Source organism: Ruegeria sp. TASC047, assembly GCF_059612445.1.
On the sequence record NZ_JBXWQP010000001.1, the window covers coordinates 21,360 to 34,178 of the forward strand.

Below are 12,819 nucleotides of genomic sequence, written 5' to 3' on the forward strand. Positions count from 1 at the left end.
GGGAATGCCACGATCCAGCGAGTCCGGCAAGAAAAATCTAAATGTAGTGTGAAAGTTATCCACAGCACCAATAAGTGCCGCCGCGAGAAAAATTCAGCAAACCATTGATATAGATAGATTAAATACAGATATAGCCGTATCGAGCTGCTATTCTGTAGAGTTGGTACAATAGCAGCTAAACCCAAGCAACTAATGGCACTTTCTGCCTCCTGTGGAGTTCTCTTCCGGTGGATTTTCTGAATTCGGGTCAGAACTTACACCTAACCTTGGCTCGATTCGTGCGGCATGAGGCCAATTCGTTCCGCCCGTTCAAGCAGCATTTTCACCGAAGACGGCTGCCAACTCGTGCGTCCACGTGGTGTGCGTTCGCGCATCGCCTCTAGCCGGTCACAGATCGCCTGCAATGTGATTTCGGGGTCTGCGCCCTTGATGCCAGCGACGATAGCGGGCAGGCGGTCTTCGGCTTCGCGACGTCCGGCGCGGCCCAGAACCTCGGCGGGCAGGAACCCGTCGCGCACATAGGCTTTCACGGCGCGCAGAAGGCGGCTCTGAGTCCAGTGCCCATCATGGGGCAGGGGGCCGTTGATGATCCGCAGCACATCTTCCCAGGCCATATCGGGCCGCAGGCGGCGCACATGGGGCACCCAGTCCTGCGCGGTCTCGCTCAAGCGCTCCATATAGCCGTCCTGTCGTGCCAGCCGTACTTTGCGCAGCGCGGCGGGGTCCTTTGCGCGAAGCCCGGGGTTGCCGCCCACGCGACCCTTGGCGCGCGCAGAGGCAAGCCCGGCCTTGGTACGTTCGCGGATCAGGGCGCGCTCGAACTCGGCCGCGGCGCCGAGAACCTGCAACGTGAACTTGCCTTGGGGGGAGGACGTGTCGATCGGGTCCTGGAGCGAGCGGAAGAAGGCACCCTTTGTCTCCAGACGCTCGATTACCTCGAGAAGGTGCGAAAGAGACCGCGCAAGCCGGTCGATCCGCACGACAACCAGCGTGTCGCCCTTGCCAATGCGCTCCAGCACACGGGCAAGCACCGGCCGGGCGCGATTGCCACCGGAGGCGTGCTCTTCATGGATTTCGACGCATCCCGCAGTTTGCAGGGCCTCAGACTGGGGCAGGGGGGTCTGATCCTCTGTGGAAACGCGGGCGTAGCCTATCAGGGGCATGAAAACGGGCCGTTTGCAATTTTAGGTATCACTACTAAACGACCGTTTGTAAGCGAATGCAAGCAGGTGTTCTCTCGTCGCGCTGGTGCACAATCCCTTGGTTTCCTTGCGCTGAGCGCGATCTGAGGGGTTCCACCGGCAGTCGCGCGAGCATACCATATAAAGAGCATGGACAATGGCCACAAAATCGCTTGGGTAATGTGCATAATATTAGTATTTTGCACACATGAAGTCGCACGAGCCTGATTTTACTGATGATTTCGACGACCCCCTCATCACTACCGAGGGGGATGATGATGTTTCGGAAGACGATCTCTGGTTCCTTCCTGGGCCGCTTGAAGAAGAACCGGATGATTTGCCCCCCGGGCCACGGGCGGAACCGCCCGAAACTTCTGTCATCGACGACTGGGCAAAGGCAGAGGGGACTTACCCTGCGCTTCTGGCAAGGGTGGCCGGACGCCTAGGTGCCCTGGATGACCGGTTGCTGCGCGGCCCTGAAGGGTGGCGGCACAGACTGGCACTGATCGAGGCGGCAGACCTGAGCTGGTTCGCAGGTGATCGGGTGAGTTCTGATCGTCTGGCACTCTGGATATCGATGCGGTTGTCAGGCGCACAGGATGACCCAAATGCCTTGGCCCGGATTGGATGGGCTGTTCGGCGCCTGACAGGTGGTCCCGGACCGAAGATTGACTTGGCCGCCTTCCTGGATCGCCGCGATCCCGAGAACATTGAAGACAGCGCTGAGCGTTTCGAGGATCGCGCGGGCGGATGGCTGGACGTAATGGCAGCCGCAGCCGATCTCCACCCAATCACGCGGGCTTGCATGGGCTTTCATCTCTGGAGCCCGGCGGGCCTCGGACAACACGGAGACCAGATCGAAGCCGCCGTCACCGCGTCCAGGATTGCGGCCAGCGACAGCAGCGGTGCCATATTTGCACCGCTCGCTATGGGCGGGGCAGGAGGGTTGCGCGCCTCTGGCTTTACACCGGAGCGTCTTGCCGGCTGGCTGGAAGGGATGGAGTCTGCCTGCCTGACCGCGATGCGGCACTTGGACGATATTGAGACATGGTCTGCGAGGACAGAAGCCGAGATGATCTCGATCTCGGGCAAAACTCCACCGGCTTTGCGTGAAATGCTGACCGAATGGCCACTGGTTTCCGCCCCCATGGCCGAGACTCTGACCGGAGCCAGCCGTGCGGCGGTCCAGCGCAACCTTACCTGGATGGAGGAAAGGGGTTTGGTCCGTGAGGTAACAGGGCAAGGACGGTTTCGAATGTGGCGGACAGCAATTTAGAATTTGCCCGAATGCGAACTGGAACACGCCTAAGCGCGCTTTCAGACATTCAGTTTCCAGAGAAATACCCGACCTTCAGGAGAGGCGTGAGCACCGCAAAGCCGCGCCGCGCCGGGTCGGGCGATGGATCTTGCGGTATCTCGCAGTGTGCACCTGTACGAGTTGATCAGCCTGCCCGGCACAGCCTGATTCGTGGAGGTGGTTTCAAATGGCTGGTTGCCGGTTTGGGCGGGGTGTTTTCACTGCCGACGATATTGGTCACGGTGTCCCTGGCGCAGGAGCCACGGGCTAACCGGTTTGATTGCCGTAGATTTCCTGAAGCACGCCTCTTAGGCCACCTCCGTCAGCGCATCGATGACGGGGCATTCGGGTACGTCGTCTCCGGTACATTGCGCCACGGTGGAAGACAGGACGTGTTCGATGCGTTTGAGATCCGCGATCTTGGCGCGGACCGAGGCGAGATGCGCTTTCGCAAGCACCTGCACCTCGCCGCAGGTTTGGGCCCCGCCATCGACCAATGCGAGCAGATCGCGAACCTCGTCGAGCGTGAACCCGAGCTCGCGCGCGCGCATGATGAAGCGCAGGCGTGCGACATGCCTGTCATCGTAGACGCGATAATTTTTGCTGGAGCGCGGCGGCTCGGGCATGACGCCGATGTTCTCGTAATAGCGAATGGTCTCGAGGTTGCATCCGGTCAGCTTGGCCAGATCGCCGCGCCTGAGGGCCTTCACTGATCTGTGATGATTTTTCACGCTGAACCCCCTTGAGCCTGTACCAGCTACAGACCTTAGATTGAGATCATCACTGAGGCAAGGATGATTCGAACCATGACTGAAACCACATCCGCCGGCCGCCAGACGGCAATGGGCGAAACGCCGGCAGCCGACAAAAAGGCATGGGCGACAACCGGGCTTGGTGTGCTGGGCGCGCTGGCCATGACCTCCTGCTGCATCCTGCCGCTGGTGCTGGTGAGTTTCGGCGTCACCGGCGTGTTCATCGCCCAGTTGGGTGCATTCTATCAATACAAGTGGATCACTTTCGCGCTGAGTGCCGCCTTCATCGGATACGGCTTTTACAGGGCGTATAGCCCGATCCCGGCCGAAGCTTGCGCCGACGGCACCTGCGCGCGTCCGATGAACCGAACACTCATGCGATCCATTCTCTGGGTTGCCACCGTGATCGTCGCCGTGGCGATGATCTTCCCATACCTGACACCCTACATCCTGTCTTATTGAGAGGTCTGACCCATGAAAACAATCCAACTCGCCATCGCGACCCTGGGAATTCTGGCCGCAATGCCTGCCAGTGCCGAAGAACAGCGCATCAAAGTCGGTGTCGGCGAACTCACCTGCCCAACCTGTTCATTCACCGTCGCGGCGGCCATGCGCGGCGTGCCCACGGTCGAAATTATCGACTTCCAGGACGGCGAGGAGTTTGGCACGGGCACTTACGTCGTGGCCTTCGACGATCAGGCAACCAGCCCCGACATGATCATCGAAGCCGTCCAGTCCAATGGCTATCCGGCCGAGGTGCTCCAGGCAGGGGACTCCTGAGCACGGAAGGACGGGTAGGGCCATGGATGACAAACATATGGGCGGGCTTCTGGCCTTCATCATTGCCGCGCCGATCATGGTGATCTGCTGTGGCGGCGGTGGCGTCATCCTTGCCGCCATTCTCGGCGGGATTGGCGGGTGGTTGACGGGGCTCGGCGGAATAGCCGCTGTCGTCGCGGCAATTGGCGCGGCGCTGGTTGTTCGCGAGATCAGGCGCAGAGGATCAGCAGGTATCGATGGCGCGCCGGACGAGACTTGTACCAAAACCAAAGCCACCGGCAAGAACATCCCCCGCCCGGCCGATGTCGCGGCCGAGTAGAGCAACGCACCGAGACAGGTCTTTTGGCTGTTCGGGACAATCCCGGATCCGGTGGCACCACGCAAATCATCTACCCGACATAAGGAAACAAATTACAATGCCTTCAGACGACACATCTTCGAACGGCCTTTTGAAGGTGGGCATTATCGGCACGATCATTGTGGCGCTCTGCTGCTTTACACCAATTTTGGTGATCCTCTTCGGCGCGGTCGGCCTGGCCGCCGTTGTGGGATATCTGGACCTCGTGCTGTTTCCGGCACTGGGCATCTTTATCCTGCTGACCATCTACGCGCTCTGGCGGAAGAACGCGCGCAGTTCGGCATCCTGAGGGAAACTGAGCTGACATCCATGCAAATGACGCCTGAGACGCAGCATTGAAGAGAAAAACCTTATGACGAAGAGCTACGACCTTATCGTGATCGGCGGCGGAACCGGCGGCAATGGCGTCGCCCGGATGGCGGCGAATGCCGGCTGGAGCGTCGCCAGCATCGACAGCGAGCCCCATGGCGGCACCTGCGCCCTGCGCGGTTGTGATCCCAAGAAGATGCTGATCGCGGTCACCGAGGGCGTTGAATGGGCGGAAAACATGAAAGGTAAGGGCCTGGAGGCGGGCACGTCGGTCAACTGGTCCGACATGATCGCCTTCAAGCGCACGTTCACCGACGCGATGCCACCGCGCATCGAGGCCGGGCTGGAAAAGGCCGGGATCGACGTCTTGCTTGGGCAGGCGCGGTTCACTGGCCCCGATACCATCGAGTTGAACGGCGAGACCTTGACCGCCAAGCATTTCCACATCGCCACTGGTGCCCGGCCGATGACGCTGAACATCCCGGGCGAGGAGTATCTCGTCACCAGTACCGATTTCCTGGAACTGCGGGAGCGTCCCGACCGCATCGCCTTCGTCGGCGGCGGGTTCATCGCGATGGAATTCGCCCATGTGGCCAAACGTGCGGGTGCGCGCGAGGTGTCAGTGCTGGAGATGATGGACCGCCCCTTGGGTCCTTTCGATCCCGACTTGGTCGCAATACTGGTCGAGGCGACCGCAGAGTTGGGCATCGACCTGCGCACAAAGGCGAAGATGGCGAAGATCGAAAAGCAGGGCGACGAATTCACCGTCACGGTGGAACGTCCCGACGGCACCGAAACCGTCACCTGCGATCTGGTGGTGCATGGCACGGGTAGGGTGCCCAATATCGACGGTCTGAACCTCGAGGCAGCCGGCGTCGAATACTCACGCCGTGGAATAAAGGTGAACGCCGCAATGCGTACAACCAACCCGGCCATTTTCGCGGCCGGCGATTGCGCTGATAGCGGCCTCAATCTCACCCCCGTTTCGGCGGCGGAGGGACGTATCGCAGGCAAAAATCTGCTCGCCGGAGAGGACGCTAGGGAGATCAAATACCCGCCGATCCCGTCAGTGGTCTTCACCCTGCCGATGGTGGCCACGGTCGGCTTGTCGGAAGCGGCGGCCAGGGAGCAGGGGCTGAAATTCGATGTGCATTTCGAGAAGACCGAGGGCTGGTATTCATCCATGCGCGTCGGCGCGAAACACACCGGATTCAAGGTTCTTGTCGAACAGGGCAGCGGGCAAATACTCGGAGCGCACCTGATCGGGCCAGGGGCCGAAGAGCAGATCAATCTCTTCGCCATGGCCATGGGTGCCGGGCAGACCGCAAATCAGATCAAGGCGATGATCTTCGCCTATCCCAGCTATGCCTCCGACATCGGGTCGATGGTGTGAAACGAGTTTTGACCGGGCCACGAGGACGGCTGCGGTTGTCAGAAAAAGGAAATCAAAATGGACCAGATCGTCAAAGCGCATGACTGCTGCTCGACCAAAGACGCCCGCAGCGACAGCTATGACCTGATCGTCGTTGGCGCCGGCTCGGCCGGGTTCTCCGCCTCGATCACCGCGGCCGAGGCCGGCAAGCGGGTGGCACTCGTCGGGCACGGCACAATCGGCGGCACCTGCGTGAACGTCGGCTGCGTGCCGTCCAAGGCGATGATCCGCGCCGCCGAGGCGGTGCACAGCGGCGCGTCCGCCGCCCGGTTCCCGGGCATCGAGCCCTGCACCCACGCAGTGGACTGGCCCTCCGTGGTGAAAGGCACCACCGATCTGGTCGCGGAGATGCGGCACAAGAAATACATCGACCTGCTGCCCGCCTATGAGAAGGTCACCTATATCGAGGACGGCCCGGCGCGATTGGTCGAGGGTGGCGTCGCCGTCGCCGGACGGGTCATTTCCGCCCCGCGCATTCTGATCGCCACCGGCTCGCGCCCGCATATGCCAGCGATCCAGGGTATCGACACCGTGGAGACGCTTGATTCCACCGGCCTGCTGACATTGCACGACCGGCCCGAAAGCATCATCGTGCTGGGCGGCGGCTATATCGGCTGCGAACTGGCGCAGATGGCCTCTAGGCTGGGGGTGAAAGTCATTCTAGTGACCCGCTCGCGTCTTCTGCCCGGCGCAGAGCCAGAGGTGGCCGAGGCGCTGACGCAGGCGCTGAAGGCCGAAGGAACCGCGGTCGAGACCGGTCTTGCTTACGTCTCGGTCACGAAGGCTGCGGGTAGTGTCAGCCTGACTGTCGAACGGCATGGCAAGACTGAGGTTATTTCCGCCGAACGGCTGGTCATGACCACTGGCCGGATAGCCAATTCCGAGAACCTCGGGCTGGAGGACCTGGAGATAGAGACCGACGCACGCGGCTCTATCAAGGTCGGTCGGGACATGGCCACCACACGGGCCGGCGTTTGGGCCGCGGGCGATGTCACCGACCGCGACCAGTTCGTCTACATGGCGGCCTATGGCGCCAAGGTGGCAATCAACAATGCCCTTGGACTGGAGCCGATGCGCTATGACAATGCGGCGATGCCATGGGTCGTGTTCACCGACCCGCAAGTGGCCGGTGTCGGCCTGACCGAGGCCGACGCAAAGGCGGCGGGTTACGAGGTCAAGATCAGCGTGATCACGCTCGACAACGTCCCGCGCGCCGCCGCGGCCCGCGACACCCGCGGCGTGATCAAGCTGGTGGCCGACGCCAAGACCGACCGCCTGCTGGGCGGCCAGATCGCGGCACCAGAGGGCTCCGATACGATCCAGACTTTGACCATGGCGCTCAAGTTCGGCATGACCACCAAGGCGCTTGGCGAAACGATCTTCCCGTACCTGACTACGGTAGAGGGACTGAAACTGGCGGCCCAGACCTTTGACAAGGATGTGGCCAAACTCAGTTGCTGCGCGGGGTAACGCCACAGCATCGACCGCGAGATCAGACTTCCTGTCGTTGCCTCCCAGTGTGTTAATCGCCTGCGGTCTGCCCATTGCGGCGATGCTCTTGGCGTATTGGCGTGCCGCATCCGATCTGGACCTGGGTTTGGGTCGGCGCGCTAATCTGGATGGGGACGGCAAGTCTGTTAAATGCCCGCCGATACATTCGGCGGCATTGCGTCTGGACCGGACTGTTTTTAGGGGTGAACGCGCTGCGCCCACTATCCGAGGGTCAGCACCATGTCCCCTGAGAGCGACAGCGGCGGAATGTGGAGATTCTCGGGTGCCGGACCTTTGCGGATCCTTCCCGCGGTGTCGTAATGCGACCCATGGCAGGGACAGAACCAACCGCCAAAGTCCCCGGCACCATCTCCCAGGGGCACACATCCCAGATGCGTGCAGACGCCGATCATGACCAGAAGGGCTTCGTGGCCGGGGATCGATCTGTTATCGTCATTCGCGGTTGTATCAGCCGGAAGATTGGGGTTTCGAGCGTCGGTGTCCGGAAGTGCAGACACAGTTTCCGAGCGTGCCTCAGCAATTTCCGCTTCTGTCCGATGCCGGATGAATACCGGTTTCCCACGCCAATTGACGGTCAGTTGTGTCCCGAGAGGAAGGTCGGAGATATCCACGGAAATCGTTGCAAGCGCACGGACATCAGCGGAAGGGTTCATTTGATCCACGAGCGGCCAGACGGCAGCCGCAGCAGCCACGGTGCCCGCTCCCGCTGTGGCGTAGTAGAGAAAATCCCGGCGTGTGGTGTCCTCGGCCATGGTGCTCATGTCACGTATTCTACGAGGCAACTCCGCAGGAGGGTCAACGGTGCACGTGTAACGTTTTGTAAGCGAGGCCCGCATTCGCGGACGCGCAGACGAGCGATCTCGTCCAACTAGCGATGAGGTGCAGCACCCCTGGCCACCATCAGATGATGTTCCTGATGATGTGCACCAATCGCCATCATCCCGAAAAAGCCAAGTCCCTGAATCTGTGCGGCATCGCCATCGACAATGAGAATGACTTGGTCACCGAGATCCTCGGTTGAAACCTCCCAGCCGGTGTTAGTTGCCAGGAAAGGTGCGTGCGCGGGCACCATGGACCGGACGGCTTCAAGTACGCGCGGAGTTCCGCGTATTTCGAAACGAGCGCCCTCGGGACGGGGCACGGAGATGACCTCGGCTTCGGTCGTCAAAAGATCCATGTCGACAAGGTGGCGTCTGAGACTGGCAATATCGACGGAGTCCCAATCCGTTTCGGGGTCTTCTCTGAGGATCGTCACGATCTCGGCCAAGGCGGCAAACGTAGATTGGCCGGTTTCCTGCGGGCCAGCCATCGCATGTCCTGTATGGCCATGGCCATGTTGCGCGGAAACCTGGCCCGCGAGTGAGAGGGACAGTAGGACGAGGACAAAGCGCATGATCGGATCCGTTGTGCAATTGCATTTTCACGAGGTCTAGCAGAGGCGACCGCCGTCCGATATGATTTCAATCATATGCTACCAGATCCATACAATCGTCTGCCGGATATCGCGCTGCATCGCGTTAGCGCTGTGTCGCGCGAGACGCTATTCCAGCAAGGATCGGTCACGAAAGGCCTTTTCGTTGTGCTGAGCGGACGCGTGCATCTTGAACGTGTGGGGCCGAACGGCGAGCGCTTCGTCATCCACCGCGCAACAGCGGGTACGAGTTTCGCCGAAGCGTCCATTTTTTCGGAAAAGTATCATTGTGACGCGGTCGTCATCGAGGCAGGCGACCTCATTCGGATCGACAAGGCAGCAGTTCTGGCGGCATTTGCGGACGCAGATTTTGCACTGTCCTACGGGCGCCAGGCGTCGCGGCATATACAGGCGCAGCGGCAACTACTTGAAATCGTCGGGATCCGGCGCGCCGAAGACCGGGTGTTGGCTGGTCTTGTCGCCGGTTTGCTCGACAGTACCGTTGTGGAGTTCGCGGCCTTATTGCAGCTCAGCCATGAAGCGGCTTACCGCGCGCTTCGTGTGCTCGTGGATGCAGGACACGTCATCAACCCGTCACGCGGTGAATATCGCCTCCGGGCCGCCACCTAGCTGTGGCTGGCAAAGACGGAGGTCGCGCCGTCGGACCCCACAAGCAAGGTATCAAAAGCGTCACCGGCCCCGGGACCGCCCATACCGGGCGAACTCATCGGCATGCCGGGGACCGTCAACCCGCGCGCCACCGGTTGTTCTGCCAGAAGCCGCTTGATGTCCGAGGCGGGCACGTGGCCCTCAATGAAGTAATCGCCTACCATCGCAGTGTGACATCCAGCGAGTTCCGGTGCGATTTGCATTCGGTCTTTGAACGCAAAAAGCGCATCCTGATCGACATCCTGCGCTTCGACTTCGAACCCAGCCTGGCGAACATGTTCAACCCAAGCTGTGCAGCACCCACATGTCGGGGTCTTCAAAACCCTGATGATGGAGGCCGCATCAGCGAATACGGGGGGCGCCAGTACCACGGCGGCACCAGACATCAGAAAAGTTCGTCTGTTCATGCGTCAATCCTTTTCAGTGTTGGTCTGAACAATAGCCTCTTCGGACTTGTCGTCGAGAGTGTTCTCTTCATGCGTCAACGTTTGACTGGATATGTCGAGCGCATGCCCGCTTGCTGGCCCCCGAATTGGCTGAACCAGCATTCTGTCGATCCATAGATCTCGCTTTGTGCGAAACTGCTCGATACCAATCTGCATTTCGGTATGACCCTTGGCGGGCTGAGCGACATAAGTGCCGAGCAATCGATCCCACCAGGGCAGATTGAAGCCGTAGTTCGAATTCGTCTCTCTTGGGTCCACGGAGTGGTGCACGCGGTGCATGTCCGGCGTGACAAGGACCCATCTGAGCCAGCGATCAATCGAAACAGGCAGATTGATGTTGGCGTGATTGAAGAGGGCAGTGGCGTTCAGGATCACTTCGAAGAGCAGAACCGCATAGGCTGGTGGGCCAAGTGCCGCGACGACTGCGAGCTTGATCGCCATCGAGATCGCTATCTCGACCGGGTGAAAGCGCAGCCCGGTTGTTACATCGAAATCGAGGTCGGCATGGTGCATGCGGTGCAGCCGCCAGAGAGCGGGGACAGCGTGAAACATCACATGCTGCAGATAGATGGCGAGATCGAGCAGCAGCATCGAGGCGAGCGCGGCGCCCCAGACGGGGATGTCGAGATTGTTGAACAACCCCCAGCCACGATCTTCGGCCGTCACGGCCAATCCGACGGCAAGGATGGGGAAGGTCAGACGCAGGATCACCGTGTCAACGATGACCAGCGCCAGATTATTGGTCCAACGGATCACACGCGGAAAGTCCCGGCGCCGGCGCGGAGCGGCAATTTCCCAGAGTGCCATGGCGGCCAATACGCCCAGAAAGGCCGTCAGGCGAATTTCGGGTTCCGCAACAAGGATGGTGTCAATCACCTTTCAGGCTCCAGCGATTTCATCCCTTTACCATGGCTCGCATGCGGGTTTGACGATGAAGGCGTTGCCTCTTCTTCGCTTGCTTCGTGTGTATTGGATATGTCGAGATCTTGGGCATGCGCCTCGTCGAGACAATTGGTCTCCAATTGCAGCGTGACCATGTGAAAATCGTGCGCGTGGGTGAGACGGTCGTAGGCGTTTTCGAGGATCTCCGCGGCGTCAGCGGGATCTGCGTGGCGCAGGTGGGCGGAAAACGCGTGTTTGCCACTTGTCAGGGTCCAGGCATGCACGTGATGGACATCGAGGACGTGCGCCTGTTCGCGAAGATCGGCGATGACGGCCGGAAGGTCTGTGTCTTCCGGGGTACCTTCCATAAGGATGTGAACCGCTTCGCGGATCACTCCGATGGAGGCCCAGAGGAGCACGACGCCGAACGCAGCGCCGAGGATCGGGTCGATTGCCAAATAACCGGTGAACTTGATGACCACGGCGGTCACGATGATCAAAAGGCTGCCGACGAAGGTCTGGATGATATGCCAGAGCGCGCCACGGGCATTCAGATCGTCTTTACTTGATTGCCACATAAGGCCGAGCGAGATGATCTCGGTGACCAATCCACCGAAGGCCACCCAGAGCATGGGACCCGTCGGCAGATGGATCGGATTGCCGAGCCGCATGACGCCCATCCAGATCACGAGAAGGGCCATGCCCAACAGAAAGCCGCCATTGACGAGCGCACCGATGATCTCGGCGCGATACCAGCCGAAACTGCGTTCCGGATCAGCAGGCCTGCGAGCGATACGCTGCGCAACAATGGCTACGAGAACCCCACCGACCGCCGAAAGTGTGTGAAAGGCATCGGACAGGACAGCAATTGAACCAGTCCAAAGGCCAACGGCCAGTTCGATGACGAAATAGATACCCGTCAGCCAGGCGGAGATGACAAGCGCCTTGCCTGATGTGGGCATGTGTCCGGTGTGAGAATGGGATGCCATGTCAGCTCTCTTTCCTTGTAGGGCGGCGTTCACGCCAAATCGCGACAAACAGGGACAATGCGGTAAACCCGCCGAGCGCGACCGCCGTCCACGTTGCGGTGCGAGCATCCCCGTTCATGGCCTCGCTGCCGAGATGCGCGAGAAGAAAACTCGCTGGGATGATTCCGGCCAGGGTCGCAAGCGCGAAGCGCCACAGCTGCAGTTTACTCAGCCCGGCCGCATAACTGATCATGTCGAAGGAAAGGAACGGCAGCAGCCGGCTTCCGAACACCAGAAAAGTCAGGGTGTTCTGCGACCCGAGAAAGTGCGGGCCTGTCTTTTGGCCGAAGTGGCGTTCGACAAAGGGGCGACCAAGCCCGCGCGCCAGCAAAAAGGCGGCGAGTGCCCCGAGTTCCGCTCCGAAAACGACAAGTAGCGTCCCGAACGTGTGACCATATGCGGCGCCAGCAGCGAGTGCGATCGGAGCGGAGGGCAACGGACTTGCAACGATTGCCGCAGTCATGAGCGCGACCACTAGTATAGGACCTAGAAGTCCCGCGGCATCAATCCAGCGCTCAAGATCCTCGCGTTCGGGAAGATCGATGTCAAAGCCCAGAACATCCGGCAATGCTAAAACGGAGAGCGCAAGCACCAGAAGGAGCAGAAGGGCAAGACGAAACATCACGGCCAACCCCGCGGTTGCCTGGCGTCCTGGTCAGGGTTCTGATGTATCGCGCAAATCATGAGACGTGACATAGGGCTTCCAGTCGCTGGAAGGTCAAGGCTCAAAATCGGTTTGATACATTTTGCGACAAAGGAAGT

The 12,819-nt window shown here is 60.3% G+C and carries 16 protein-coding genes; 8 read left to right on the forward strand and 8 right to left on the reverse strand.

Features of this window, described 5'->3' with window-relative positions:
* Positions 1-260: 260 nt before the first annotated feature.
* The gene (locus AC2FLO_RS00085; protein WP_496811532.1) at positions 261-1,163 is read right to left on the reverse strand and encodes a recombinase family protein; all 903 of its coding nucleotides are present in this window, start codon (positions 1,161-1,163) and stop codon (positions 261-263) included.
* A 226-nt stretch (positions 1,164-1,389) separates the two neighbouring features.
* Here AC2FLO_RS00085 and AC2FLO_RS00090 point away from each other — a divergent pair, with 226 nt between their 5' ends.
* Entirely contained in the window at positions 1,390-2,457 is a 1,068-nt protein-coding gene (locus AC2FLO_RS00090; RefSeq protein WP_323804454.1) for a helix-turn-helix domain-containing protein, read from the forward strand.
* 329 nt (positions 2,458-2,786) lie between these two features.
* Here the strand turns inward: AC2FLO_RS00090 and AC2FLO_RS00095 are convergent, their stop codons facing one another.
* Positions 2,787-3,188 carry a MerR family transcriptional regulator gene (locus AC2FLO_RS00095; protein ID WP_323804468.1) on the reverse strand — a complete coding sequence of 134 codons (402 nt, stop codon included), beginning with the start codon at positions 3,186-3,188 and terminating at the stop codon, positions 2,787-2,789.
* Positions 3,189-3,284: 96 nt separating this feature from the next.
* On the opposite strand from AC2FLO_RS00095, the gene AC2FLO_RS00100 reads away from it, so the two are divergent.
* The 6 genes from AC2FLO_RS00100 (at position 3,285) to merA (ending at position 7,579) form a co-directional block, all read left to right on the forward strand.
* Positions 3,285-3,692: a mercuric transporter MerT family protein gene (locus AC2FLO_RS00100; RefSeq protein ID WP_496811533.1), complete on the forward strand. Its 408-nt coding sequence runs from the start codon at positions 3,285-3,287 to the stop codon at positions 3,690-3,692.
* A gap of 12 nt (positions 3,693-3,704) precedes the next feature.
* The gene (locus AC2FLO_RS00105; RefSeq protein ID WP_323804452.1) at positions 3,705-4,010 is read left to right on the forward strand and encodes a heavy-metal-associated domain-containing protein; all 306 of its coding nucleotides are present in this window, start codon (positions 3,705-3,707) and stop codon (positions 4,008-4,010) included.
* 22 nt (positions 4,011-4,032) lie between these two features.
* Positions 4,033-4,329, forward strand: a complete 297-nt coding sequence (gene merT, locus AC2FLO_RS00110; protein WP_323804451.1) for a mercuric ion transporter MerT — start codon at positions 4,033-4,035, stop codon at positions 4,327-4,329.
* A gap of 97 nt (positions 4,330-4,426) precedes the next feature.
* The gene (merF, locus tag AC2FLO_RS00115; RefSeq protein WP_323804450.1) at positions 4,427-4,657 is read left to right on the forward strand and encodes a mercury resistance system transport protein MerF; all 231 of its coding nucleotides are present in this window, start codon (positions 4,427-4,429) and stop codon (positions 4,655-4,657) included.
* A gap of 63 nt (positions 4,658-4,720) precedes the next feature.
* Positions 4,721-6,070, forward strand: a complete 1,350-nt coding sequence (locus AC2FLO_RS00120) for a dihydrolipoyl dehydrogenase family protein (RefSeq protein WP_496811534.1) — start codon at positions 4,721-4,723, stop codon at positions 6,068-6,070.
* 57 nt (positions 6,071-6,127) lie between these two features.
* Positions 6,128-7,579: a mercury(II) reductase gene (merA, locus tag AC2FLO_RS00125; RefSeq protein ID WP_496811535.1), complete on the forward strand. Its 1,452-nt coding sequence runs from the start codon at positions 6,128-6,130 to the stop codon at positions 7,577-7,579.
* A 242-nt stretch (positions 7,580-7,821) separates the two neighbouring features.
* On the opposite strand, the gene petA is transcribed toward merA, so the two are convergent.
* Both petA and AC2FLO_RS00135 read right to left on the reverse strand, forming a co-directional pair.
* Positions 7,822-8,382: a ubiquinol-cytochrome c reductase iron-sulfur subunit gene (gene petA / locus AC2FLO_RS00130; RefSeq protein ID WP_496811536.1), complete on the reverse strand. Its 561-nt coding sequence runs from the start codon at positions 8,380-8,382 to the stop codon at positions 7,822-7,824.
* Positions 8,383-8,489: 107 nt separating this feature from the next.
* The gene (locus tag AC2FLO_RS00135) at positions 8,490-9,014 is read right to left on the reverse strand and encodes a hypothetical protein (protein WP_496811537.1); all 525 of its coding nucleotides are present in this window, start codon (positions 9,012-9,014) and stop codon (positions 8,490-8,492) included.
* 75 nt (positions 9,015-9,089) lie between these two features.
* On the opposite strand from AC2FLO_RS00135, the gene AC2FLO_RS00140 reads away from it, so the two are divergent.
* On the forward strand, positions 9,090-9,662 hold the full coding sequence (locus AC2FLO_RS00140; RefSeq protein WP_323804445.1) for a Crp/Fnr family transcriptional regulator: 573 nt from the start codon (positions 9,090-9,092) through the stop codon (positions 9,660-9,662).
* Here the strand turns inward: AC2FLO_RS00140 and AC2FLO_RS00145 are convergent.
* Genes AC2FLO_RS00145 through AC2FLO_RS00160 form a run of 4 tightly spaced genes read right to left on the reverse strand, consistent with a single transcriptional unit; the run spans position 9,659 to position 12,682 of the window.
* The gene (locus AC2FLO_RS00145; protein WP_496811538.1) at positions 9,659-10,108 is read right to left on the reverse strand and encodes a DUF411 domain-containing protein; all 450 of its coding nucleotides are present in this window, start codon (positions 10,106-10,108) and stop codon (positions 9,659-9,661) included. The two genes, AC2FLO_RS00140 and AC2FLO_RS00145, sit on opposite strands and share 4 nt — an antisense overlap.
* Before the next feature lie 3 nt (positions 10,109-10,111).
* Positions 10,112-11,020: a sterol desaturase family protein gene (locus tag AC2FLO_RS00150; RefSeq protein ID WP_496811598.1), complete on the reverse strand. Its 909-nt coding sequence runs from the start codon at positions 11,018-11,020 to the stop codon at positions 10,112-10,114.
* Positions 11,020-11,991, reverse strand: a complete 972-nt coding sequence (locus AC2FLO_RS00155) for a cation diffusion facilitator family transporter (RefSeq protein WP_496811539.1) — start codon at positions 11,989-11,991, stop codon at positions 11,020-11,022. The genes AC2FLO_RS00150 and AC2FLO_RS00155 overlap by 1 nt, the downstream gene beginning before the upstream one ends.
* 28 nt (positions 11,992-12,019) lie before the next feature.
* The gene (locus AC2FLO_RS00160) at positions 12,020-12,682 is read right to left on the reverse strand and encodes a TVP38/TMEM64 family protein (protein WP_496811540.1); all 663 of its coding nucleotides are present in this window, start codon (positions 12,680-12,682) and stop codon (positions 12,020-12,022) included.
* Positions 12,683-12,819 lie beyond the last annotated feature (137 nt).

What these genes read in the sequence shown, in the direction of transcription:
- AC2FLO_RS00135 (WP_496811537.1), bottom strand. Translation starts at nt 9,014, where the DNA reads ATGCGCTTTGTCCTCGTCCTACTGTCCCTCTCACTCGCGGGCCAGGTT.
- merF (WP_323804450.1), top strand. Translation starts at nt 4,427, where the DNA reads ATGCCTTCAGACGACACATCTTCGAACGGCCTTTTGAAGGTGGGCATT.
- merA (WP_496811535.1), top strand. Translation starts at nt 6,128, where the DNA reads ATGGACCAGATCGTCAAAGCGCATGACTGCTGCTCGACCAAAGACGCC.
- AC2FLO_RS00145 (WP_496811538.1), bottom strand. Translation starts at nt 10,108, where the DNA reads ATGAACAGACGAACTTTTCTGATGTCTGGTGCCGCCGTGGTACTGGCG.
- AC2FLO_RS00120 (WP_496811534.1), top strand. Translation starts at nt 4,721, where the DNA reads ATGACGAAGAGCTACGACCTTATCGTGATCGGCGGCGGAACCGGCGGC.
- AC2FLO_RS00090 (WP_323804454.1), top strand. Translation starts at nt 1,390, where the DNA reads ATGAAGTCGCACGAGCCTGATTTTACTGATGATTTCGACGACCCCCTC.
- AC2FLO_RS00140 (WP_323804445.1), top strand. Translation starts at nt 9,090, where the DNA reads ATGCTACCAGATCCATACAATCGTCTGCCGGATATCGCGCTGCATCGC.
- AC2FLO_RS00100 (WP_496811533.1), top strand. Translation starts at nt 3,285, where the DNA reads ATGACTGAAACCACATCCGCCGGCCGCCAGACGGCAATGGGCGAAACG.
- merT (WP_323804451.1), top strand. Translation starts at nt 4,033, where the DNA reads ATGGATGACAAACATATGGGCGGGCTTCTGGCCTTCATCATTGCCGCG.
- AC2FLO_RS00105 (WP_323804452.1), top strand. Translation starts at nt 3,705, where the DNA reads ATGAAAACAATCCAACTCGCCATCGCGACCCTGGGAATTCTGGCCGCA.
- AC2FLO_RS00155 (WP_496811539.1), bottom strand. Translation starts at nt 11,991, where the DNA reads ATGCCCACATCAGGCAAGGCGCTTGTCATCTCCGCCTGGCTGACGGGT.
- petA (WP_496811536.1), bottom strand. Translation starts at nt 8,382, where the DNA reads ATGAGCACCATGGCCGAGGACACCACACGCCGGGATTTTCTCTACTAC.
- AC2FLO_RS00085 (WP_496811532.1), bottom strand. Translation starts at nt 1,163, where the DNA reads ATGCCCCTGATAGGCTACGCCCGCGTTTCCACAGAGGATCAGACCCCC.